Annotated in this window: 18 protein-coding genes and 1 pseudogene; 6 read left to right on the top strand and 13 right to left on the bottom strand. The window is 71.9% G+C overall.

Annotated features, from left to right (window positions below):
* Window positions 1–72 precede the first annotated feature (72 nt).
* The gene (locus ACIG0D_RS06100) at window positions 73–498 is read left to right on the top strand and encodes a PPOX class F420-dependent oxidoreductase (RefSeq protein WP_399796575.1); all 426 of its coding nucleotides are present in this window, start codon (window positions 73–75) and stop codon (window positions 496–498) included.
* A 58-nt stretch (window positions 499–556) separates the two neighbouring features.
* Here ACIG0D_RS06100 and ACIG0D_RS06095 read toward each other — a convergent pair whose 3' ends face one another.
* Both ACIG0D_RS06095 and ACIG0D_RS06090 read right to left on the bottom strand, forming a co-directional pair.
* Window positions 557–1,909: an MFS transporter gene (locus ACIG0D_RS06095; RefSeq protein WP_399796574.1), complete on the bottom strand. Its 1,353-nt coding sequence runs from the start codon at window positions 1,907–1,909 to the stop codon at window positions 557–559.
* Between the two features lie 223 nt (window positions 1,910–2,132).
* The gene (locus tag ACIG0D_RS06090) at window positions 2,133–2,798 is read right to left on the bottom strand and encodes a TetR/AcrR family transcriptional regulator (protein ID WP_399796572.1); all 666 of its coding nucleotides are present in this window, start codon (window positions 2,796–2,798) and stop codon (window positions 2,133–2,135) included.
* A gap of 161 nt (window positions 2,799–2,959) precedes the next feature.
* Between ACIG0D_RS06090 and ACIG0D_RS06085 the strand changes: the two genes are divergently transcribed.
* Together ACIG0D_RS06085 and ACIG0D_RS06080 are read left to right on the top strand one after the other, a co-directional pair.
* Window positions 2,960–3,835 (top strand): shikimate dehydrogenase, encoded by an 876-nt coding sequence (locus tag ACIG0D_RS06085; RefSeq protein WP_399796571.1) that lies wholly within the window; start codon window positions 2,960–2,962, stop codon window positions 3,833–3,835.
* A gap of 353 nt (window positions 3,836–4,188) precedes the next feature.
* The gene (locus tag ACIG0D_RS06080) at window positions 4,189–6,027 is read left to right on the top strand and encodes a bifunctional sugar phosphate isomerase/epimerase/4-hydroxyphenylpyruvate dioxygenase family protein (protein ID WP_399796570.1); all 1,839 of its coding nucleotides are present in this window, start codon (window positions 4,189–4,191) and stop codon (window positions 6,025–6,027) included.
* On the opposite strand, the gene ACIG0D_RS06075 is transcribed toward ACIG0D_RS06080, so the two are convergent.
* The 8 genes and pseudogenes from ACIG0D_RS06075 to tkt all read right to left on the bottom strand — a co-directional run bounded on the left by ACIG0D_RS06075 (window position 6,014) and on the right by tkt (window position 15,985).
* Window positions 6,014–7,480 carry a membrane-associated oxidoreductase gene (locus ACIG0D_RS06075; protein WP_399796569.1) on the bottom strand — a complete coding sequence of 489 codons (1,467 nt, stop codon included), beginning with the start codon at window positions 7,478–7,480 and terminating at the stop codon, window positions 6,014–6,016. The two genes, ACIG0D_RS06080 and ACIG0D_RS06075, sit on opposite strands and share 14 nt — an antisense overlap.
* A gap of 33 nt (window positions 7,481–7,513) precedes the next feature.
* Window positions 7,514–7,696 (bottom strand): annotated as a pseudogene (locus ACIG0D_RS06070) (histidine phosphatase family protein); the annotation flags it as partial.
* A 25-nt stretch (window positions 7,697–7,721) separates the two neighbouring features.
* Complete coding sequence (gene gnd / locus ACIG0D_RS06065) at window positions 7,722–8,603, bottom strand: phosphogluconate dehydrogenase (NAD(+)-dependent, decarboxylating) (protein WP_399796567.1); 882 nt, start codon at window positions 8,601–8,603, stop codon at window positions 7,722–7,724.
* 5 nt (window positions 8,604–8,608) lie between these two features.
* Complete coding sequence (pgi, locus tag ACIG0D_RS06060) at window positions 8,609–10,261, bottom strand: glucose-6-phosphate isomerase (RefSeq protein ID WP_399796565.1); 1,653 nt, start codon at window positions 10,259–10,261, stop codon at window positions 8,609–8,611.
* Window position 10,262: 1 nt separating this feature from the next.
* Window positions 10,263–11,189, bottom strand: a complete 927-nt coding sequence (gene opcA / locus ACIG0D_RS06055; protein WP_399796564.1) for a glucose-6-phosphate dehydrogenase assembly protein OpcA — start codon at window positions 11,187–11,189, stop codon at window positions 10,263–10,265.
* Window positions 11,186–12,748, bottom strand: coding sequence for a glucose-6-phosphate dehydrogenase (gene zwf, locus ACIG0D_RS06050; protein WP_399796562.1), 1,563 nt, complete (start codon window positions 12,746–12,748; stop codon window positions 11,186–11,188). Before zwf ends, opcA begins: the two co-directional genes overlap by 4 nt.
* Window positions 12,749–13,891, bottom strand: a complete 1,143-nt coding sequence (tal, locus tag ACIG0D_RS06045) for a transaldolase (protein ID WP_399796561.1) — start codon at window positions 13,889–13,891, stop codon at window positions 12,749–12,751.
* An 18-nt stretch (window positions 13,892–13,909) separates the two neighbouring features.
* Window positions 13,910–15,985 carry a transketolase gene (gene tkt, locus ACIG0D_RS06040; RefSeq protein WP_399796558.1) on the bottom strand — a complete coding sequence of 692 codons (2,076 nt, stop codon included), beginning with the start codon at window positions 15,983–15,985 and terminating at the stop codon, window positions 13,910–13,912.
* A gap of 168 nt (window positions 15,986–16,153) precedes the next feature.
* Here tkt and ACIG0D_RS06035 point away from each other — a divergent pair, with 168 nt between their 5' ends.
* On the top strand, window positions 16,154–17,044 hold the full coding sequence (locus ACIG0D_RS06035) for an AraC family transcriptional regulator (protein WP_399796556.1): 891 nt from the start codon (window positions 16,154–16,156) through the stop codon (window positions 17,042–17,044).
* A 56-nt stretch (window positions 17,045–17,100) separates the two neighbouring features.
* Here ACIG0D_RS06035 and ACIG0D_RS06030 read toward each other — a convergent pair whose 3' ends face one another.
* Both ACIG0D_RS06030 and ACIG0D_RS06025 read right to left on the bottom strand, forming a co-directional pair.
* Entirely contained in the window at window positions 17,101–18,498 is a 1,398-nt protein-coding gene (locus ACIG0D_RS06030; RefSeq protein ID WP_399796555.1) for a glycoside hydrolase family 16 protein, read from the bottom strand.
* A gap of 218 nt (window positions 18,499–18,716) precedes the next feature.
* The gene (locus ACIG0D_RS06025; protein WP_399796553.1) at window positions 18,717–19,568 is read right to left on the bottom strand and encodes a hypothetical protein; all 852 of its coding nucleotides are present in this window, start codon (window positions 19,566–19,568) and stop codon (window positions 18,717–18,719) included.
* Between the two features lie 176 nt (window positions 19,569–19,744).
* Between ACIG0D_RS06025 and ACIG0D_RS06020 the strand changes: the two genes are divergently transcribed.
* Window positions 19,745–21,085, top strand: coding sequence for a 6-phospho-beta-glucosidase (locus ACIG0D_RS06020; RefSeq protein ID WP_399796552.1), 1,341 nt, complete (start codon window positions 19,745–19,747; stop codon window positions 21,083–21,085).
* An 85-nt stretch (window positions 21,086–21,170) separates the two neighbouring features.
* Here ACIG0D_RS06020 and ACIG0D_RS06015 read toward each other — a convergent pair whose 3' ends face one another.
* Window positions 21,171–22,253 (bottom strand): ATP-grasp domain-containing protein, encoded by a 1,083-nt coding sequence (locus tag ACIG0D_RS06015; protein ID WP_399796551.1) that lies wholly within the window; start codon window positions 22,251–22,253, stop codon window positions 21,171–21,173.
* Between the two features lie 384 nt (window positions 22,254–22,637).
* On the opposite strand from ACIG0D_RS06015, the gene ACIG0D_RS06010 reads away from it, so the two are divergent.
* Window positions 22,638–23,489 carry a metallophosphoesterase family protein gene (locus tag ACIG0D_RS06010; protein WP_399796549.1) on the top strand — a complete coding sequence of 284 codons (852 nt, stop codon included), beginning with the start codon at window positions 22,638–22,640 and terminating at the stop codon, window positions 23,487–23,489.
* Window positions 23,490–23,491 lie beyond the last annotated feature (2 nt).

Raw genomic sequence — 23,491 nt, 5'->3', positions numbered from 1 at the left:
GGTCGTAGACACTGTCTACTCCCTGTGGTCAGCGGGGAATGCGGGTCCATGGTCGGCAAGTTGTACCGAGTCATGACCCAAGACCCCCTGCTGACCCTGCTCTCCGAAGGCCACGACGGTGTGCTCGTCACCCTCAAGCGCGACGGCCGCCCCCAGCTGTCCAACGTCAATCACGCCTACGACCCGGACGAGCGGATCCTGCGTGTCTCCCTCACGGACGACCGCGCCAAGACCCGCAACCTGCGCCGCGATCCCCGTGCCTCGTACCACGTCACGACCACCGACCGCTGGGCCTACGCGGTCGCCGAGGGCACGGCCGATCTCACCCCGGTCGCCCGGGACCCGCACGACGAGACGGTCGAGGAACTGATCCGCCTGTACCGCGCCGTCCGCGGCGAGCACCCCGACTGGGACGACTACCGCGCCGCCATGGTCCGCGACCGCCGCCTGGTGCTGCGGCTGAGGGTGGAGCGGGTGTACGGCATTCCCCGGCGCTGAGGCGAGCCCCCCGGCGGCGTTCCGCCGGAGGGCTCTGGGGGGCGACGCGTTGGCCGGATCAGGCCGCGACCGTCTCCCGGCCGGGCGCCTCCGCGAGGGTCCGCTCGCCGAGGCGTTCGGTCGGCACCCGGTGCGTCTCGCGGGCCGAGAGCGCGGCGACCATCGGCGGCACGCACAGGGCGGCGGTGAACAGGGCCACCGAGAACCAGTCGTCGCCGTCCGGACCGGCGATCCGCGCCGCGAACGTCACCGCGAAACCGGCGACCGCGAACCCGATCTGGGTGCCGATCGCCATGCCGGACAGCCGCACCCGGGTCGTGAACATCTCGCCGTAGAACGCCGGCCACACCCCGTTCGCCGCGCTGTAGACGACACCGAAGGCGACGATGCCGAGCAGGAGCGTCAGCGGGTAGGAGCCGGTGGAGATCGCCCACAGGTACAGGAACATCGCCACCGCGCTGCCCGCGGCGCCGATCAGGAACACCGGGCGGCGGCCGACGCGGTCCGACAGCGTGGCCCACAGCGGGATGGCGGCGAGCGCCACCACGTTGGCGAGCGCGCCCACCCAGAGCATCCCGGAGCGGCTCATCCCGACCGCGTCGCTCGTCGCGTACGCCAGCGCCCACACGGTGAAGATCGTGCTGACCGAGGCGACGAGAGCGCCCGCGACCACCCGCAGCACATCCGCCCAGTGCTCGCGCAGCAGGATCGCCAGCGGCAGCTTGGCGACGCCCTCCGTCGCCGCCTGCCGGGCGAAGGCCGGGGTCTCGTCCAGCTTGCGGCGGATCACCCAGCCGACCACGGCGACCGCGACGCTCAGCCAGAACGGCACCCGCCAGCCCCACGCCAGCAGATGCTCCTCGGGCAGCGCGGCGACCGGGATGAACACCAGCGTGGCCAGCAGCTGGCCGCCCTGCGTGCCGCTCAGGGTGAAGCTCGTGAAGAAGCCGCGCCGGCCCGGCGGCGCGTGCTCCAGCGTCATCGAGTTGGCGCTGGCCTGCTCGCCCGCCGCCGAGATGCCCTGGAGCACGCGGCACAGCACCAGCAGGACCGGGGCGAGGGTGCCGACCTGGTCGCGGGTGGGCAGACAGCCGATGAGGAACGTCGACAGGCCCATCAGCATCAGCGTGAAGACCATGATCTTCTTACGGCCCAGCCGGTCGCCGAAGTGGCCGAGGACGAGCGCGCCGACCGGCCGGGCCGCGTACGCCACGCCGAAGGTGGCTAGCGACAGCAGGGTCGCGGTGGCCGGGTCGGACTCGTCGAAGAAGATCTCCGGGAAGATCAGGGCGGCCGCGCTGCCGTAGATGAAGAAGTCGTAGTACTCCAGCGCGCTGCCGATCCAGGCGGCCGTGGCCGCCTTCTTCGGCTGGCCGGGCGGGGCGGCGGAGGCAGGGGTGGGGACGGACACGGCGGCTCCTTCGGGGGGCTCCAACGTAAGCGGAGTGCGGCGAGAGGGGAAGTGCCGGAGCTCGGCTAATTAACCCACTGGATAGTTAATCCGGGTTGGTTAGGGATGCTGCGCCCGTGTGTCCTGGGTGTCAAGGGTGCGTGCACGGAAGATTTCGCGAGCGGGCGCGCCGGGGATGCCGCACGGAGGTGCCGCACGGAGGTGCGCTGCGCTGCCGCCGGACTCAGTCCTCCGCGCGGTCCGCCGTCAGATAGGCGATCACCATGTCGCCGAGCATCGTGCGGTAGTGCTCCCGCTGTGCCGGATCGACCAGGTCCCGGCCGAACAGCGCGCCGAACGTGTGCCGGTTGGCGACCCGGAAGAAGCAGAACGAGCTGATCATCGCGTGCAGGTCGACAGCGTCCACGTCGGCCGTGAACAGCCCCGACTCCTGGCCCGCCGCCAGGATCCGGCGGATCACGTCGAGGGCCGGCGAGCCGATCCGCCCCAGCTCCTCGGACGCGGCGATGTGCTGGGCGTCGTGGATGTTCTCGATGGTCACCAGGCGGATGAAGTCCGGGTGCTGCTCATGGTGGTCGAACGTCAGCTCGGCGAGGCGCCGGATGGCCGCGACCGGGTCCAGATGCTCGACGTCCAGCTGCTGTTCGGCCTCGCGGATCACGCCGTACGCGCGCTCCAGCACGGCCGTGAACAGCTGCTCCTTGCCGCCGAAGTAGTAGTAGATCATCCGCTTCGTCGTGCGGGTGCGGGCGGCGATCTCGTCGACCCGGGCGCCGTCGAAACCGGCACGGGCGAACTCCTGCGTGGCCACGTCGAGGATCTCGGCCTTGGTGCGGGCCGCGTCGCGGATGCGCCCGTTCGGTCGTGCCGGTTCGTCGACGCTGGTCATCGGGATCCTTCGGGCGAGGGGCCAGTGCCGAGATTCTAGAAGGCCCTCGGCCGGGGCTTCCCCTCCCGGGGTACGACTGCTATGACTAACGTACTAGTTCGTACATTAGCTGGCCGTCGGCGCCCCACAGCCGTCGGCGGCGACCCGCACAGGAGGTCCGCGTGCCCCAGGAGTCGTATCTCGTCGGACTCATCGGATCCGGCATCGGACCCTCGCTCAGCCCGGCGCTGCACCACCGCGAGGCCGACCGGCAGGGCCTGCGCTATCTGTACCGGCTCCTCGACCTCGACACCCTCGGCCTGCCCCCCGAGGCCGTCGGCGACCTGGTGCGCGCCGCCCGCGACCTCGGCTTCGACGGCCTGAACATCACCCACCCCTGCAAGCAGCTCGTCCTCGGCCACCTGGACGCGCTCGCCCCGCAGGCCGAGGCGCTCGGCGCGGTCAACACCGTCGTCTTCGACGGCGGGCGCGCCGTCGGCCACAACACCGACGTCACCGGCTTCGCCGCCTCCTTCGCCCGCGGCCTGCCCGACGCGCCGCTGGAACGGGTGGTCCAGCTGGGCGCCGGGGGCGCGGGCGCCGCCGTCGCGCACGCCCTGCTCACCCTCGGCGCCGAGCGGATCACCGTCGTCGACGCGCTGTCCGAGCGGGCCGCAGCCCTCGCCGCGTCCCTCACCCGGCACTTCGGCGACGGCCGCGCCACCGCCGGCACCCCCGACCGGCTGCCCGGGCTGCTCGCGCGGGCCGACGGCGTCGTCCACGCCACCCCCACCGGCATGGCCGCCCACCCCGGACTGCCCTTCCCGGCCGCCCTGCTGCGCCCCGAGCTGTGGGTCGCCGAGGTGGTCTACCGGCCGCTGGAGACCGAGCTGCTGCGCACCGCCCGCGCCGCCGGTTGCGCCACGCTGGACGGCGGAGGGATGGCCGTATTCCAGGCAGTGGACGCCTTCCGGCTGTTCACCGGACGCGAGCCGGACAGCGCCGCGATGCTGGCGGACATCGCCGAACTGGCCGGGGCAGTGACCACCGCCCCGTAGCGGGTCCGCCCTGCCGTGGGCCCGCCTCGGAGCGGGTCCCGCGCCGTCGCCGGGCCGGCACCGATTGCAGGGCCGCCCCCCCATGGCGGGACCCCCCATGGATGGACCACCTGGAGGGACCCTCCATGGCGGGACCCCCCATGGAGGGACCACCCCCTCATGGCGGGACGGCACCCACGGTCAGGACCGGCGCCACAGCCGGGCCGGCACCCCCAACGGGGACCGGCACCCACAGCCGGGCCGGCACCCACAGCCGGGGGCCGGCACCCCCAGGGGGACCGGCACCCCAGCAGGTCCCGCCTCCCGGCAAGGCCCGCGCAGAGAAGAACGTGAAGAGAAGAAGAGGTACCGCCGTGCGTACGTCCATCGCCACCGTCTCCCTCAGCGGACCCCTCACCGAGAAGCTGACCGCCGCCGCCCGGGCCGGTTTCGACGGTGTGGAGATCTTCGAGAACGACCTGCTGGCCAGCCCCCTCGGCCCCGAGGAGATCCGCAGCCGCTGCGCCGACCTAGGCCTGAGCATCGACCTCTACCAGCCGATGCGGGACGTCGAGGCCGTGCCCCCCGAGGAGTTCGCCCGCAATCTGCGCCGCGCCCGGCGCAAGTTCGAGCTGACCCGCCGGCTCGGCGCGGACACCGTGCTGGTGTGCTCCTCGGTCTCCCCGCTGGCCGTGGACGACGACGCGCTCGCCGCCGAGCAGCTCAGCGCCCTCGCCGACGCTGCCCGGGAGTACGGGGTGCGGGTCGCCTATGAGGCACTCGCCTGGGGACGGCACGTCAACACCTACGACCACGCCTGGCGGATCGTCCAGGCGGCCGGGCATCCCGCGCTCGGCACCTGCCTGGACAGCTTCCACATCCTCTCCCGGACGTCCGGCCCCAAGGACCTCGACGGCATCGCCGACATCCCCGGCGAGAAGATCTTCTTCCTCCAGCTCGCCGACGCCCCGCTGCTCGCCATGGACGTGCTCCAGTGGAGCCGCCACTACCGCTGCTTCCCGGGGCAGGGCGGATTCGACGTCGCGGACCTCGTGCGCCGGGTCCTGGCCACCGGCTACGACGGCCCGCTCTCCCTGGAGGTCTTCAACGACGTCTTCCGGCAGGCCGAGGCCGGACCGACCGCCGTCGACGCCCGCCGCTCGCTGCTGGTCCTCCAGGAGGCCGTCGGCGCCGCCGCCCTCCCCGAGCCGGTCGTGCCCACCGGGATCGCCTTCGCCGAGCTGGTCACGCCCGACCCGGAGCCCGTCGCCGCGCTGCTCACCGCGCTCGGCTTCGCCCGGACGGCGCGGCACCGCGGCAAACCCGTCGATCTGTGGCAGCAGGGCGAGGCCCGCGTCCTGGTCAACACCGGCCGGGCGGCCCTCCCGCACTCCCGGCGCCCGAGCGGCGGAACTCCCGTCGACGGCGCCGGACTCGCCGCCGTCGGCCTGGAGTCACCCGACCCGGCCGGTGCCGCCCGCCGCGCCGAGGCCCTGCTCGCCCCCGTCCTGCCCCGCCGCCGCGCCACCGGCGACGCCCCACTGGACGCGGTCGCCGCCCCCGACGGCACCGAGCTGTTCTTCTGCGCGACCGGCGACCCACGACTCCCCGACTGGCTCGACGACTTCGAGCCCACCGCACACGAGCCGGCCGCCCCCGACATCCGCCGCATCGACCACCTCGCCCTCACCCAGCCCTGGCACCAGTTCGACGAGGCCGCCCTCTTCCACCGCAGCGTCCTCGGACTGCGCGCCCAGGAGAGCGTCGACGTCGCCGACCCGTACGGCCTGCTGCGCAGCCGCGCCGTCACCAACGACGACGGCAGCGTCCGCATCGCGCTCACCGTCGGCGCGGCGCCCACCGACGACACCCTCCGCGCCCAGCACATCGCGCTCGCCACCGACGACGTGGTCGCCGCGGCCCGCCGCTTCCGCGCGGCCGGTGGCCGGCTCCTGCCCGTCCCCGCCAACTACCACGACGACCTCGCCGCCCGCTTCGACCTGCCCGACGAGGAACTGGACACCTACCGCGACCTCGGCATCCTCTACGACCGCGACGCACACGGCGTCTTCCGCCACTGCTACACCCGCACCGTCGGCCGGGTCTTCTTCGAACTGGTCCAGCGCGACGGCGGCTACCGCGGCTACGGCGCCCAGAACGCGCCCGTCCGTCTCGCCGCCCAGCACGCCGTGCGCCACCTCACAGGCGGTTGAACGTCCGGGACACACCGGCGACCACGGCCGTCGCCAGAATCCAGCCGGTGACGACCAGGACGTACGACAGCGCCTGGTGCCAGCCCTCGGGCGCGAACGCGGCCTCCTGCCCGAAGGAGATCACCGGCAGCAGCAGGTCGAGGGTGTAGAACACCGGGTTGAAGTCCGGGGCCTCGCCCGGCTTCAGCGGCGGCGGATGCTCCAGCGCGTAGGCGACCGAGCCGACGGCGAGCAGCGACAGCAGCCAGCCGAAGGCCCGCATCGGCCGGAAGCCGTAGCCGACGGCGGCGTCCTGGACATGGCCCCACAGACGGCCGTACCAGGGGAGGGTCGAGCGGTGCCGGCGCTGCTTGGCGAGCTGGACCAGCCGGGCCGCGTGGTCGTCGCCGATCCGCCGGTAGGCGGCGGTCAACTGCTCGTAGGCGTGCGGGACATAGCCGTCGCCGTCCCGCTCCAGCATCGGCAGCCGCCGCTCGGCGGGCTCGTGCGGGGTGAGGGAGGTGTAGCCGAGGCCGCTGATCAGCACCCGCTGCGGCAGCATCTCCGGCTCCACGAACAGCACTTCCACCTGGGCGCGGCGCAGGTTCAGGGTGCCCTCCATCGCCGGGCCCCTGCGCAGCCACAGCTCCCCGATGGTGGCGCTGGTCGCCCGCAGCGCCGCGCCGGAGGGGTTGGACAGATGGGCGTACGACAGGTCCAGACGGCCCGCGATCCGCGCGCCGCGCAGGCCGACCCAGCCGCGCACCCGGGCCTGCCGCAGCAGGAAGTCCCCCTCCACGGCGAGGGTCTGGGCGTCGATGACGAGGCCCTGGTCCCGGTCGAGCCGGGCCTCCCTGAAGTTGACCGAACCGGTGACCGAGGCGCCGTTGAGCCGTATCTCACCGCGCGCGTGCAGCCGGGGCGCCCACAGGTCGTCGTTGATCACCGCCTGGTTGAGCTTGAGCACCGGTCCCGCGCCGTCCGGGGCGGCCAGCTCTGCGTCCTCCAGGAAGAGCGCGCCGGATATCTGGGTGCCCGCGAGCTGCACCGGCCCGGAGATCCGGCAGCCGCTCAGTCGCAGGGTGCCGTCGACGCGGGCGCTGCCGAGGCCGAGTCCGGGCAGGACGGAGCCGTGGAGGCTGAGGCGGCGCAGCTGGATGCCGTACAGCTCGGGCCGCTCGGTGAAGTGGCAGTGGCTGAGGCGGACCGGGTGGGAGTCGAGGAGGGCGTGGGTGAGGTCGAGGGGGCCGGTGATCCGGGCGCCGCTGACCTTCATGGCCGCGATCTCGCCGTCCTCCTGCGGCGCGTGCAGCAGGAGGGCCTTCAGCACGGAGGCGCGGAGAGTGCGTTCGGGACCCCAGGACGCCCCGTCCGTGGCGTCCTCGCCCTCATGGGTGCGGAAGTCGACCCGCTCACCGCGGGCGAAGGCCCGCCAGACGCGCAGTTCGGCCGGTGTCAGATCGTTGATCTCCATCAGCCGCGACTCTGGCGGGCCCGTTGACCAGTGTCAACTCGCGCTGTGCGGACGGACGTTCCACTCGGTGACGACCGGCCGCCCGTGTTCCGTGGACGGCCGGCTCACGGTGCCCGTCGCGAGCTGGAACAGCCGCCCCTCCGCGGACCGCGGACCCAGGTGACGGGCCGTCAGGACACGCGGGAAGTGGGCGTGGGCGACGAGGACCACGTCACCACAGCAGATCCCCCACTGCGGTCGCCTACTTCTTCGCCGACTCGACGGCGTGCCCGCCGAACTGGTTGCGCAGCGCGGCGATCATCTTCATCTGCGGGGAGTCGTCCTGGCGGGACGCGAACCGGGCGAAGAGCGAGGCGGTGATCGCGGGCAGCGGCACGGCGTTGTCGATGGCGGCCTCCACCGTCCAGCGGCCCTCGCCGGAGTCCTCCGCGTAGCCGCGCAGCTTCTCCAGGTGCTCGTCCTCGTCGAGGGCGTTGACCGCGAGGTCCAGCAGCCAGGAGCGGATGACCGTGCCCTCCTGCCAGGAGCGGAAGACCTCGCGGACGTCGGTCACCGAGTCGACCTTCTCCAGCAGCTCCCAGCCCTCGGCGTAGGCCTGCATCATGGCGTACTCGATGCCGTTGTGGACCATCTTCGCGAAATGGCCCGCGCCGACCTTGCCCGCGTGGACATAGCCGTACGGCCCTTCCGGCTTCAGCGCGTCGAAGATCGGCTGGACCCGCTCCACGTGCTCCTTGTCGCCGCCGACCATCAGCGCGTAGCCGTTCTCCAGGCCCCACACACCGCCGGAGACACCGGCGTCGACGAAGCCGATGCCCTTGGCGCCCAGCTCGGCGGCGTGCTTCTCGTCGTCGCTCCAGCGGGAGTTGCCGCCGTCGACGACCGTGTCGCCGGGCTCCAGCAGGTCCGCCAGCTCGTCGATGACGGACTGGGTGGGGGCGCCGGCCGGGACCATCACCCACACCGTGCGGGGCGCGTCCAGCCGCTCGACGAGTTCGGCGAGGCCGCTCACGTCGGACAGGTCGGGGTTGCGGTCGTAGCCGATGACGGTGTGGCCCGCGCGGCGGATCCGCTCGCGCATGTTGCCGCCCATCTTGCCCAGGCCGATGAGTCCGAGTTGCATGATGATTACTTCTCTTCCTTGAGGTCGCGGTACGCCGCGACGAGAGCGGCGGTGGAGGGGTCGAGGCCGGGGACGTCGGCGCCCTCGGTGAGCGCCGGCTCGACGCGCTTGGCGAGGACCTTGCCCAGCTCGACGCCCCACTGGTCGAAGGAGTCGATGTTCCACACGGCGCCCTGCACGAACACCTTGTGCTCGTACAGCGCGATCAGCTGGCCCAGCACCGACGGGGTCAGCTCGGGGGCGAGGATCGTGGTCGTCGGGTGGTTGCCGTGGAAGGTGCGGTGCGGGACCTGCTCCTCGGCGACGCCCTCCGCGCGGACCTCGTCCGCGGTCTTGCCGAACGCCAGCGCCTGCCCCTGCGCGAACAGGTTGGCCATCAGCAGGTCGTGCTGCGCCTTCAGGTCGTCGCTCAGCTCGGCCGCGGGGCGGGCGAAGCCGATCAGGTCGGCGGGGATGAGCTTGGTGCCCTGGTGGATGAGCTGGTAGTAGGCGTGCTGGCCGTTGGTGCCGGGCGTGCCCCACACCACCGGGCCGGTCTGCCAGTCGACCTCCCGCCCGTCCCGGCCGACGTACTTGCCGTTGGACTCCATGTCCAGCTGCTGGAGGTAGGCCGTGAACTTCGACAGGTAGTGGCTGTACGGCAGGACGGCGTGCGACTGGGCGTCGTGGAAGTTGTTGTACCAGATGCCCAGCAGGCCGAGGATCAGCGGCGCGTTGGCCTCGGCGGGGGCGGTGCGGAAGTGCTCGTCGACCGTGCGGAAGCCGTCCAGCATCTCCCGGAAGCGGTCCGGGCCGATGGCGATCATCAGGGACAGGCCGATCGCCGAGTCGAAGGAGTAGCGTCCGCCGACCCAGTCCCAGAACTCGAACATGTTGTCCGGGTCGATGCCGAACCCGGTGACCTTCTCCGCGTTCGTCGACAGGGCGACGAAGTGCCTCGCCACGGCCTTCTCGTCGCCGAGCCCGGCGGGTCCGTTCAGCAGCCAGTCGCGGGCCGAGGTGGCGTTGGTGATCGTCTCGATGGTGGTGAAGGTCTTCGACGCGACGATGAACAGCGTCTCCGCCGGGTCCAGGTCGCGGGTGGCCTCGTGCAGGTCGGAGCCGTCCACGTTGGACACGAAACGGACCGTCAGATCGCGTGCGGTGAACGGCCGCAGTGCCTCGTACGCCATGGCGGGGCCGAGGTCGGAGCCGCCGATGCCGATGTTGACGACGTTGCGGATCCGCTTGCCCGTGTGACCCGTCCACTCACCGGAGCGGACCCGCTCGGCGAAGGCGGCCATCCTGTCGAGCACCGCGTGCACCCCGGGCACGACGTTCTCGCCGTCGACCTCGATCACCGCGTCGCGCGGCGCGCGCAGCGCGGTGTGCAGCACCGCCCGGTCTTCCGTCGTGTTGATCCGCTCACCGCGGAACATGGCGTCCCGCAGCCCGAACACGTCCGTGGCGGCGGCGAGTTCGCGCAGCAGCGCCAGCGTCTCATCGGTGATCAGGTGCTTCGAGTAGTCGATGCGCAGGTCGCCGACGCGCACCACGTACCGCTGCGCGCGGTCCGGGTCGGCGGCGAACAGCTCGCGAAGATGCGCCTGCCAGGCGGCGCGGTGGTCCTCCAGGGCCGTCCACTCGGGACGCCGGGTGAGCCAGGGGGAGTCGGACATCTCAGGCGTTCTCCTTGGTGTCCTCGCCGCGCAGGGCGACGGCGTACATCTCGTCCGCGTCGAGGCGCCGCAGCTCCTCGGCGATGAGTTCGGAGGTGGGGCGCACCTTCAGGGCGAGGGTGCGCGGCGGCTGGCCCGGCAGGGTGAGGGTGGCGAGCGGGCCCTCGGGCCGGTCGATGACGATCTCGCCCTTCTCGGTGCCGAGCCGGACGCCGGTGACGACCGGGCCGGCGGTCTCCACCCGCTCGACCCGCACATGCAGCCGGGCCTCCAGCCAGCGGGCCAGCAGTTCGGCGCTGGGGTTGTCGGCCTCGCTCTCCACGGCCGCCGAGGTGATCGTCAGCTTGGCCTGGTCGAGGGCGGCGGCCAGCATCGACCGCCACGGGGTGAGCCGGGTCCAGGCGAGGTCGGTGTCGCCGGGCGCGTACGAGCGGGCGCGGGCCTCCAGGGCCTCCAGCGGCCGCTCGACGGCGTACATGTCGGTGATCCTGCGCTGCGCCAGCGCGCCCAGCGGGTCCTTCGCGGGGACCTCGGGGGCGTCCACCGGCCACCACACGACGACCGGCGCGTCCGGCAGCAGCAGCGGCAGCACCACCGAGTCGGCGTGGTCGGAGACCTCGCCGTAGGTGCGCAGTACGACGGTCTCGCCGGTGCCGGCCTCGGAGCCGACCCGGACCTCGGCGTCCAGCCGGGACCGGGTGCGCTCGCGCGGGGTGCGGGCGTGCCGCTTGATCACGACCAGGGTGCGCGAGGGGTGCTCGTGGGAGGCCTGCTCGGCCGCCTTGATCGAGTCGTAGGCGTTCTCCTCGTCGGTGACGATCACCATCGTCAGGACCATGCCCACGGCCGGGGTGCCGATGGCGCGGCGGCCCTGCACCAGTGCCTTGTTGATCTTGCTTGCCGTGGTGTCGGTCAGGTCGATCTTCATGGCCTGCGCCAGCTCCGTCCGTCTCGTGCGAGCATCTCGTCGGCTTCCTTCGGTCCCCAGCTGCCCGACGCGTACTGGGCGGGCCTGCCGTGCGTGGCCCAGTACTCCTCGATCGGGTCGAGGATCCTCCAGGACTCTTCCACTTCCTGGTGACGGGGGAACAGGTTCGCGTCGCCGAGCAGCACGTCCAGGATCAGCCGCTCGTACGCCTCGGGGCTGGACTCGGTGAACGACTCGCCGTAGGCGAAGTCCATCGTCACGTCCCGGATCTCCATCGAGGTGCCCGGCACCTTGGACCCGAACCGGACCGTGACGCCCTCGTCGGGCTGGACGCGGATGACGATGGCGTTCTGGCCCAGCTCCTCGGTGGCCGTCGCGTCGAAGGGGGAGTGCGGCGCCCGCTGGAAGACGACCGCGATCTCGGTGACCCGGCGGCCGAGCCGCTTGCCGGTGCGCAGATAGAACGGGACGCCCGCCCAGCGGCGGTTGTCGACGCCGAGCTTGATCGCCGCGTAGGTGTCGGTGGTGGAGTCGGGGCTGATGCCGTCCTCCTCCAGATAGCCGCGCACCTTCATGCCGCCCTGCCAGGCCGGCGCGTACTGCCCGCGCACGGTGTGCCGGCCCAGGTCCTCCGGGAGGCGGACGGCCTTCAGCACCTTCAGCTTCTCGGTGAGCAGCGACTCGGCGTCGAAGGCGGCCGGTTCCTCCATGGCGGTGAGCGCCATCAGCTGGAGCAGGTGGTTCTGGATGACGTCCCGGGCCGAGCCGATGCCGTCGTAGTACCCGGCCCGGCCGCCGATGCCGATGTCCTCGGCCATCGTGATCTGCACATGGTCGACGTACGACCGGTTCCAGATCGGTTCGAACATCTGGTTGGCGAAGCGCAGCGCCAGGATGTTCTGGACGGTCTCCTTGCCCAGGTAGTGGTCGATCCGGAAGACCTGGTCCGGCTCGAACACGTCGTGCACGATCGCGTTCAGCTCGCAGGCGCTCTTCAGGTCGTGCCCGAACGGCTTCTCGATGACGGCCCGCCGCCAGGCCCCGTCCGGGGCGTCCGCCAGACCGTGCTTCTTCAGCTGCTGCACGACCTTCGGGAAGAACTTCGGCGGTACGGAGAGATAGAAGGCGTAGTTGCCGCTGGTGCCGCGGGAGGCGTCCAGCTCCTCCACGGACTTGCGCAGCTGCTCGAACGCCTCGTCGTCGTCGAAGTCGCCGGGGATGAACCGCATGCCCTCGGCGAGCTGCTGCCAGACCTCCTCGCGGAACGGGGTGCGGGAGTGCTCGCGCACCGCGTCGTGCACCACCTCCGCGAAGTCCTGGTTCTCCCAGTCCCGGCGGGCGAACCCGACGAGGGAGAAGCCCGGTGGCAGCAGACCGCGGTTGGCCAGGTCGTAGACGGCCGGCATCAGCTTCTTGCGGGACAGGTCGCCGGTGACGCCGAAGATGACGAGCCCGGACGGGCCCGCGATCCGCGGCAGCCGGCGGTCGCGCACATCGCGCAGCGGGTTGGTCCAGCCGACCGCCGGTGCGGTCGGCGCTTCGAGCGGGTTCTCGCTCATTTACGCGTCAGCTCCCTTGCTCAGCAGGGACTTCGTCACCGCGTCCAGCAGGTCCTGCCACGCGGTCTCGAACTTGGCGACGCCCTCGTCCTCCAGCTGCTGGACGACCTCGTCGTAGGAGATGCCCAGCCGCTCCACGGCCGCGAGGTCGGCGCGGGCCTGGGCGTAGCCGCCGGTGACCGTGTCGCCGGTGATCCGGCCGTGGTCGCGGACGGCGTCCAGGGTGGCCTCGGGCATGGTGTTGACCGTGCCCGGGGCGACCAGCTCGTCCACGTACAGGGTGTCCTTGTACGCCGGGTCCTTCACCCCGGTCGACGCCCACAGCGGGCGCTGCTTGTTGGCCCGCGAGCCGGCCAGGGCCAGCCAGCGGTCGCCGCCGAAGACCTCCTCGTACGCCGCGTAGGCCAGCCGCGCGTTGGCGAGCGCCGCCCGGCCCTTGAGGGCGAGCGCCTCGTCGGTGCCGAGGACGGTGAGCCGCTTGTCGATCTCGCTGTCGACGCGGGAGACGAAGAAGGAGGCCACGGAGTGGATGGTGCTCAGGTCCCGGGCCGCGGCCTGCGCCTTCTCCAGTCCGGCGAGGTAGGCGTCCATGACCTCGCGGTAGCGCTCCAGGGAGAAGATCAGCGTGACGTTGACGCTGATGCCCTGGGCGACGACCTCGGTGATGGCCGGCAGACCGGCCTTCGTCGCCGGGATCTTGATCATGACGTTGGGGCGGTCCACCAGCCAGGCGAGCTGCTTGGCCTCGGCGATCGTGGCCGCCGTGTCGTGGGCCAGCCGCGGGTCGACCTCGATGGAGACCCGCCCGTCCCGCCCGCCGGTCGCCCGGTACACGGGCTCCAGGACGTCGGCGGCGGCCCGCACGTCGGCGGTCGTCATCATCCGCACCGCCTCGTCGACCGTCACGCCCCGCACGGCCAGCTCGGCCAGCTGCTCCTCGTAGCCCGCGCCGGAGCCGATGGCGGCCTGGAAGATGGACGGGTTGGTGGTCACGCCCACCACATGGCTGGTCTCGACGAGTTCGGCGAGGTTGCCGGACGCGATCCGACCGCGGGACAGGTCGTCCAGCCAGATCGACACGCCCTGGTCGGACAGGCGCTTGAGGGCTCCCGCGGGCGCGGTTGCTTCGGTCACTGTGATCATCTTCTTTCTGCGGTCGGATCAACCACGTGCGGCGGCCAGGGATTCCCGGGCGGCGGCGGCGACGTTGTCGGCGGTGAAGCCGTAGGCGGCGAACAGGGTCTTCGCGTCGGCGGAGGCACCGAAGTGGTCGAGGGAGACAATGCGTCCTGCGTCACCTGTGAACCGGTACCACGTCAGGCCCACCCCGGCTTCCACCGCGACACGAGCCCGCACGGACGGCGGAAGGACGCGGTCGCGGTAGTCCTGGTCCTGCTCCTCGAACCACTCCACGGACGGCATCGACACCACCCGGGCGCCGATCCCCTCGGCCTCCAGCGACTCGGCGGCGGCGACGGCGAGCTGCACCTCGGAGCCCGTGGCGATGAGCAGGACGTCCGGGTCGCCGCCGGCCGCCTCGCGCAGCACATAGCCGCCCTTCGCCGCGTCCTCGTCGGGCTCGTACGTCGGTACGCCCTGACGGGTGAGGGCGAGCCCGTGCGGGGCCGGCTGGGTGGCGTGCCGGCGCAGGATCTCGCGCCAGGCGATGGCGGTCTCGTTGGCGTCGGCCGGGCGGACCACGTTCAGGCCCGGGATGGCGCGCAGCGAGGCCAGGTGCTCGACCGGCTGGTGGGTCGGGCCGTCCTCGCCGAGGCCGATGGAGTCGTGCGTCCACACGTACGTCACCGGGAGCTGCATCAGCGCGGACATCCGCACCGCGTTGCGCATGTAGTCGGAGAAGACGAGGAAGGTGCCGCCGTAGATCCGGGTGTTGCCGTGCAGCGCGATGCCGTTCATCTCCGCGGCCATCGAGAACTCGCGGATGCCGAAGTGGACGGTACGGCCGTACGGGTCCGCCTCCGGCAGCGGATTGCCCTCCGGCAGGAAGGAGCTGGTCTTGTCGATCGTCGTGTTGTTCGAACCGGCCAGGTCGGCGGAGCCGCCCCACAGCTCGGGGATGACCTCGCCGAGCGCCTGGAGCACCTTGCCGGACGCGGCACGCGTGGCGACGGACTTGCCCGGCTCGAAGACGGGCAGCTTCTCCTCCCAGCCCGCGGGCAGCTCGCCCTTGCTGATCCGGTCGAACTCGGCCGCGCGCTGCGGGTGGGCGTTTCGCCAGGCGGCGATCCGCTTGTCCCAGGCGGCGTGCGCCTCGGCGCCCCGGTCCAGCGCCCGGCGGGTGTGGGCCAGCACCTCGTCGGCGACCTCGAAGGCCTTCTCCGGGTCGAAGCCGAGGATCCGCTTGGTGGCGGCGACCTCCTCCTCGCCGAGGGCCGAGCCGTGCGAGGCCTCCGTGTTCCGCGCGTTCGGCGCGGGCCAGGCGATGATCGTGCGCATCGCGATGATGGACGGCCGCCCGGTCTCGTCCCGGGCGGCCTTCAGCGCCGCGTACAGGGCGTGCACGTCGATGTCGCCGTCCTCGGCGGGCTCGATCCGCTGGGTGTGCCAGCCGTAGGCCTCGTAGCGCTTCAGCACGTCCTCGGAGAACGCGGTCGCGGTGTCGCCCTCGATGGAGATGTGGTTGTCGTCGTAGAGGAAGACCAGGTTGCCCAGCTTCTGGTGCCCGGCGAGCGAGGAGGCCTCGGCGGAGACGCCCTCCTGGAGGTCGCCGTCGGAGACGATCGCCCAGATGGTGTGGTCGAACGGGGACTCGCCGGCCGGGGCGCCCGGGTCGAACAGGCCGCGCTCGTAGCGGGCGGCCATCGCCATACCCACGGCGTTGGCCACGCCCTGGCCGAGCGGACCGGTCGTGGTCTCCACACCGGCGGTGTGCCCGTACTCGGGGTGCCCGGGCGTCTTGGAGCCGTGGGTGCGGAACGCCTTCAGGTCGTCCAGGGTCACCTCGTACCCCGCCAGGTACAGCTGCGTGTAGAGCGTCAGCGAGGTGTGACCGGGGGAGAGGACGAAGCGGTCACGGCCCGTCCACTCGGGATCCGCGGGGTCGTGCCGCATCAGCTTCTGAAAGATCGTGTACGCGGCGGGGGCGAGGCTCATGGCCGTGCCCGGGTGCCCGTTCCCGACCCGCTGCACGGCGTCCGCCGCCAGCAGGCGCGCGGTGTCGACGGCCCGCCGGTCGAGTTCGGTCCACTCGAGGCCCTCGGTTGTCTGCGCGCTCATCTGATCGCAGTCCCCTTAAAAAGTCATCGAATTCAGTGTCTTCGCTGGTCAGCCGCGTTCGACTCTAAAAGTCTGACTTTTTCGCGTGAAGGTCCGGGTGTGTCAGCCTGTGGTGAAAGTGGGACACCCCGACGGCACAGCGCGCGACCGAGGCGGCACAAGAACGACATGGCGGACAGAACCCAGCACGGCGACGACGACGGCATCAGAACCTTCGCCTTCCCCGCCGACCGCAGCATCAGCGGCGTCGGCATGCAGGTGGGGCCGATGGGCGCCGGCCACACCTGGCACTCCGAGGCGCCACTCGGCCGCGTCCACCGCATCGACTTCCACGTCGTGATGGTCTTCGCCGCCGGCCCCGTACGCCACATGATCGACTTCACCGAGTACGAGGCGACGGCCGGCGACGTGCTGTGGATCCGCCCGGGACAGGTGCACCGTTTCACGACCACGAGCGAGTACCGCGGAACCGTCCTCACCATGCAGCCCGGTTTTCTGCCGCGCGCCACCGTCGAGGCCACCGGCCTCTACCGCTACGACCTGCCGCCCCTGCTCCACCCCGGCCCGCCGCAACTCGCCGCCCTGGAAGCCTCCCTCGCCCAGCTCCGCCGCGAGTACGAGGACACCGCCACCCTCCCCCTCGGCCTGCACACCGCCGTACTGCGCCACTCCCTCACCGCGTTCCTGCTGCGCCTCGCCCATCTCGCGGCAGGCTCCGTGGAGGCGTCCCCGCAGCACTCCGACACCACGTTCACCCTCTTCCGCGACGCCGTCGAGGCGGGCTTCGCCACCAACCACAGCGTCAGCGCCTACGCCGACGCCCTCGGCTACTCCCGCCGCACCCTCGTCCGCGCGGTCCGCGCCGCGACCGGCGAGACGCCGAAGTCCTTCATCGACAAGCGGGTGGTCCTGGAGGCCAAGCGCCTCCTCGCCCACACCGACCTCCCCATCGGCCGGGTGGGCGCGGCGGTCGGCTTCCCGGACGCGGCGAACTTCTCCAAGTTCTTCCACCAGCACACGGACATGACACCGGCGGCCTTCCGCGCGGAGCTGAGATAGGCGAAACGGGGCCCCACGCGCGCGTGGAGCCCCGTTTCAGGGGAGGCGGGCCGCCGTCAGCGGCCGAAGTGGAACCAGTTCACGTTCACGAAGTCCGCGGGCTGTCCGCTGGTGAACGTCAGATACACGTCGTGGGTGCCGGTGACCGAGGAGATGTTCGCCGGGATCGTGCGCCACGACTGCCAGCCGCCGGTGTTGCCGACCGCGAAGCTGCCGATCGGCGGGTTGCTCCGGCTGTCCAGCCGCACCTCGACCAGACCGCTCACCCCGGAGGCGGCCCCGCTCGCGACCCGGGCGACGAACTGACGGGCGGGCGTGGACCCGAAGTTGACGCCCCGGTAGAGCGTCCAGTCCCCGTTGGCGACGGCGCCGATGTTCTGGCCGCCACCGGTGTCGGAGGTGGACTCGGTGATCACACCCGACTGGCCGTCGAACGACTCGGCCTGGATGGCGCTGTAGGCGTCACGGTTGCCGGTCGGCGGGGGAGTGGTACCGCTCCCACCGGACGACAGCACCTGCACGTAGTCGACGACCATGGAGTGGCCGGGAACCGTGCCCGCGTCCGGCCCGCCGCCGAAGGCGTCGGGGAAGCCGCCGCCCATCGCCACGTTGAGGATGATGAAGAAGCCGTGGTCGGTGGCGTTGGACCAGGTCGTCGCGTCCACCTGGTTCTCGCGCACGGTGTGGTAGTTGACGCCGTCGACGTAGAAGCGGATCTCCTCGACGCTGGTCGAGCGGTCCCACTCCATGCGGTACGTGTGGAAGCCGGCCTGGCAGGTGGTGCCGGGGCAGGTGGTGGAACCGCCGATGCCGCTGGTCTCGTTGCACGGGCCGCCCGGCGAGGTGCCGCAGTGCATCGTGGCCCACACGGTGTTCAGGCCCTGGGTGTTCTCCATGATGTCCAGCTCGCCGACCGCGGGCCAGTTCCAGTAGTTGCCCCGGTACGGCGCGCCGAGCATCCAGAACGCGGGCCAGTAGCCCTTGGCGGCGGCGCCGGTGACGTTCGGCACCTGGATACGCGCCTCGACGCGCAGCTTGCCGTTCGCCGGGGGCTGGAAGTCGGTGCGGTTGGTCTCGATCCGCCCGGAGGTCCAGCGGCCGGAGGCGTCGCGGCGCGGGGTGATGCGGAGGTTGCCGTTGCCGTCGAGGGAGACGTTGTCCCTGCTGGACGTCATCGTCTCGATCTCGCCGGTGCCCCAGTTGGCGGGACCGCCCGGATAGCCGGTGCCGGTCGCGTACTGCCAGTTCGCGGTGTTCACGCCGCTGCCCGCGGCGCCCTCGAAGTCGTCGACGAAGACCTGCGTCCAGCCGGACGGGGGCGGTGGGGCCGCCGCCGTCGCGGAGGGCGCGGTGACCGTCGCCGCTGCCGCCGCCAGGCCGAGGACGCCGGCGACGGCGGTCAGTGCCCGCCGCAGCGGGCGCCGTCTGTGCGGTATGCCGGAGGTTGCACTCATGTGGGGGTGCCTCTCGGGTACGGAAGTGGATGCGCGGGTGTCCACGAGAGCGCCCTCGGCATGCTGAGAGCGCTCTCAGGGTGCGCCCAATGTGCTCGCCGCCACCGTCGGCGTCAAGAGGTGAAACCGAGAAACTCCTTACCCGCCAGGGGAGTTCACTCCCTGAAGGAGGGAGCGCACTCCCCTGAAGTCCCCCGAACGGGGCAAACGGGTGCGCGTCAGCCGGTGGCCGCGCGGTACGCGTACACGGTCGTCGACACCGCGCACACCCCGGGCTGGATCATCTGCACCCGCAGTGTGCCGCTTCCGGCGTCGTAGTCGACGCCTTCCGTCTCATAGGCGTCACCCGTGCACACGCTGCGCTGCGGCAGGGCGAACAGGCTCGTCACCGTGCCGGTGACGGGGCTGCCGTCCAGCGCGCGGGCCAGATCGACCTGGAGCAGCGGACGCACCTCGGGGAAGTGGGCGCCGGTGGCGTCGTTGGAGGCGCACACCAGACGGGTGGCGGTCACGAAGTCGCACCCCTGGATGTCCCGCACCGGCCGGTCCAGCGTGATCTGCCCGGCCTCCGGCAGCGTGCCGCCGGTCGCCGGGGTGCTCGGGTTCAGCAGCGGGGCGGGGAAGACCTGGAGCCGGCGCTGCTCGCCCCATTCCCCGGAGACCAGCCACCGCGCGTCGGGCGAGACGGCGGCGAAGGAGTTGTTCACCTTCTCGCCCTGGCCCAGCGGATGGACGTACTCGTAACGCTTCCCGGCCGGGGTGGTCACCGCGAACATCTTCGACGAGGCCGTGTCCGCCCCCTGGTAGGCGTCCACCACATGCCCGCGCGCGATGTCCGGGTCCCCGACGTGGTTCCAGCCCTTCAGGCGCAGGCTCAGCGGGATGTCGGCGAGCCCCCGGTACAGCAGGGAGCCGTCCGCGTGGCTGGCGAGGCCCTGCCCGCCGCCCAGGGTGTCGGTGTACGCCGTCGCGGTCTCCGTCCAGGACGGCGCGCCCGCCGCGGAGGCGGTGCCCGCGCCCAGGGCGAGGGCGGCGGTGACGGCGGCGAGGCTGAACAGATGACGTCTCATCAGACTCCTGTCCGAACGTGGGAGATGGCGTTCGCATCGAACCACGGACCGGCCCCCCGGTCACCGTGGCGGGGCGGGCGAGGACACGGCGAGCGCGGACACGACGAGTACTGTGCACACCGTGCCGGGCGCGGCAGGTGGGCCCGGCGAGTACGTGCGAAGAAGGCGGGAGCGGCGTGAGGCTGACGATTCTGGGCGGCGGCGGATTCCGGGTGCCGCTGGTGTACGGGGCGCTTCTCGGGGACCGGCGCGAGGGTCGGGTGAGGGAGGTCGTCCTCCAGGACACCGACGCCGGCCGGCTCCGCGCGGTCTCCCGGGTGCTGGCGGAACAGGCCGCCGACGTCCCGGACGCCCCCGCGGTCACCGCCACCACCGACCTCGACGAGGCGCTGCGCGGCGCCGACTTCGTCTTCTCCGCGATCCGCGTCGGCGGCCTCGAGGGACGCGCGAACGACGAGCGGGTCGCCCTCGCGGAAGGAGTGCTCGGCCAGGAGACGGTCGGCGCCGGAGGCATCGCCTACGGTCTGCGGACGGTCCCCGTCGCGGTGGACATCGCCCACCGGATCGCCCGCCTCGCCCCCGACGCCTGGGTCATCAACTTCACCAACCCGGCCGGACTGGTCACCGAGGCCATGTCCCGCGCGCTGGGCGACCGCGTGATCGGGATCTGCGACTCACCGGTCGGCCTCGGCCGCCGTATCGCCCGTGTCCTCGGCGTCGCCAACCCGGCCGAGGCGTGGATCGACTACGTCGGCCTGAACCACCTCGGCTGGGTGCGCGGCCTGCGGGTGGGCGGACGCGACCAACTGCCGCGCCTGCTCGCCGACCCCGCGCTGCTGGGCTCCTTCGAGGAGGGCAAGCTGTTCGGCGCCGACTGGCTGCGCTCGCTCGGCGCGATCCCCAACGAATACCTGCACTACTACTACTTCAACCGCGAGACCGTCCGCGCCTACCAGGAGGCCGAACGGACCCGCGGCGCCTTCCTCCGCGAACAGCAGGCCCGCTTCTACGCCGAGGCCGCCGACCCGGCCGTCTCCGCGCTGGCCGCCTGGGACCGCACCCGCGCCGAACGCGAGGCCACCTACATGGCGGAGAACCGGGAGGCCGCCGGGGCCGGCGAGCGCGACGCCGACGACCTGTCCGGGGGCTACGAGAAGGTCGCCCTCGCCCTGATGCGGGCCATCGCCCGCGACGAGCGCACCACCCTCATCCTCAACGTCCGCAACCGCTCCACCCTCGCCGTCCTCGACGCCGACGCGGTGATCGAGGTGCCCTGCCTGGTCGACGCAAGCGGCGCCCACCCGGTCGCCGTCGACCCGCTGCCCGGCCACGCCACCGGCCTGGTCTGCTCGGTCAAGGCCGTCGAACGGGAGATCCTGACCGCCGCCGAGACCGGCTCCCGCGCCACCGCCGTCAAGGCCTTCGCCCTGCACCCACTCGTCGACTCGGTGACCGTGGCCCGCAGACTGGTGGACGGCTACACGGCGGTCCACCCGGGTTTGGCGTACCTGAAGTAGCGGTGCGGGACCACCGCGGAGGAGGTGAGCCAGGGGCGCGGGGAACCGCGCGACCAGCCCTCACGACCCGCACCCGGCCCACGCCCTAAAGCGACACCACCTCGGCCGCCAGACCGACGGAGTCGACCCGCTGCTGCGGCAGCGAGAACTGCCGCAACGGCCGAGGCCCCGCCACCACCGTGTAGTCCTGCCCCAGGAACGGCGGCGTGATCTCGCCGGGGTCGTCTCCGAGCGCCAACCGCACCGCGGCCCACGGCGCGTTCACCCCGCACAGCGACAGCTGGTGCAGCCCGCCCGCGGGCCGCGTGTTCACATCCATCAGCACCGGACGATCGCCGAACATCCGGAACTGGATGTTGGACAGATAGTGCAGCCCGAACCCCTCCGCGATCCGCCGCGCCGGCTCCAGCCACTGCTCGTGCAGGGTGAACCCGCGCCGGCGGCCGTTCTTGGTACGGCCCACGGCCAGCCGCACCAGGTTGTCCGGGCCGGTGAGGCAGTCCACCGACACCTCCGGCTGCTCCAGCCGGGGCATCACCAGCCAGTCGACCGGCTCCTCGGCCTGCCGCATCGCCTCCACCACCAGGTCGAGCGGGACGTAGGGGCCCGGGAACCCGTTGAGGTGAAGGAGTGAGAAGGGGGCGCGCGTGACGACGCGGAAGCCCACCCCGCCCGCGCCGGACACCGGCTTGAAGCACGCCTTGTGCCCCGCCGCCTCCAACTCGTCGACGGCGGTGACGAGTTCGTCGGCATCGCGGACCCGCCACCACGGCGGCACCGGCACCCCGATCGCCTGCACGGCCTCGTAGGCGATCGCCTTGTCCTGGAAGACGGCCACCGCCTCCGGCGGCGGCGCCAGCAGCGCCGTACCGACCGCCTCGAACTCGGCGCGGTGCGCCACGATCGCCGCCTGGTGCAGCCGCGGCACGAACACGTCGATCCCGCGCCGCGCGCACAGATCGAGGGCGAACTCCACATACGCCGCGGGCGACAGGCCCTCGGGCTCCAGATCAGCGGTGTCGGCCGCGGCCAGCACCGGCGAGTCCGGGTCCCCGTGGGTCGCATGGATCTCCACCGCCCGGTCGCTGGGATTTCGGCGCAGCTGATCCATGAAGAACACGTTCTCCGCGTACGTGCGGTTGAGCCAGACGCGTACGCGAGAGACCATGCAGGCCGCCTTTCACGGTTCGCGGGCACGGCGAAGCAGGGCCGGGCCCGGCCAGAGGGATGAAGGGAGGGACACCAAACCGCCCCCGGAAAGGGGGTTCAGGCGGTGGTGTTGGGGCAGATCATACGGCTTTCCGGAGCCCTCGCGTGCAACGCGTGCGTTACGGATTATCCGATCATGCACACTCGGACCGCCGGTTCCTGATATCTCTCCCGCACCACCTCCCGCACCGCGCCCCAGACGTGCTCCCGGGACCCCGCCCCCTGAGCACCCCCCTGTCCCACCGGTGGGGCGCGCCGAGCGCGTGGTCGCCCTTGCCCGACGCCGCGCGGGTGTGTTCTCGTGGTGCCGTCCGCGTGATCGCGTGATCGGAGGGGGCGACAGGTGACATCGACGGCCGGTGGTGCCGGGCAGCTGCTGGCCATCAGCGACCTGCACATCGGGTACGAGGACAACCGGGCGCTGGTCGAGAAGCTGCGCCCCGACACCGACGACGACTGGCTCCTGGTGGCGGGCGACGTCGCCGAGAAGGTCTCCTCCATCGAGTGGGCCCTGAAAACCCTGGCCGGCCGCTTCCGCAAGGTCGTCTGGGTTCCCGGCAACCACGAACTGTGGACCCACCCCTCGGACCCGGTCACCCTGCGCGGCGCCGCCCGCTACGAGCACCTGGTCGAGATGTGCCGCGGCCTCGGCGTCGTCACCCCCGAGGACCCCTACCCGGTCTGGGAGGGCCCCGACGGCCCCGTCGCCGTCGCCCCGCTGTTCCTCCTCTACGACTACTCCTTCCTCCCCGCGGGCTGCGCCACCAAGGAGGAGGGGCTGGCGTACGCCCACAAGACCGGCGTCGTGTGCAACGACGAGTACCTGCTCCACCCCGACCCCTACCCGACCCGCGACGACTGGTGCCGGGCCCGGGTCGCCGAGACCGAGGCCCGCCTCGCCGCGCTCCCCGGGGACCTGCCGGTCGTCCTGGTCAACCACTGGCCGCTGGACCGCCATCCGACCGAAGTGCTGTGGTACCCCGAGTTCGCCATGTGGTGCGGCACCCGGCTGACCGCCGACTGGCACCGCCGCTTCCCGGTCGCGGCCATGGTCTACGGCCACCTGCACATCCCGCGGACCACCGTGCACGAGGGCGTCCGCTTCGAGGAGGTGTCGGTGGGATACCCCCGCGAATGGCGCAAGCGCCCGCAACCGCCGGGCCGGCCGCGCCGCATTCTGCCCACGGAGGCCTGAGC

This window comes from Streptomyces sp. NPDC052773 (assembly GCF_044547145.1).
Classification (GTDB): Bacteria; Actinomycetota; Actinomycetes; order Streptomycetales; family Streptomycetaceae; genus Streptomyces.
Note: the sequence above shows the minus strand (reverse complement) of the source record. Positions and strands in the feature narration are given on the sequence as shown.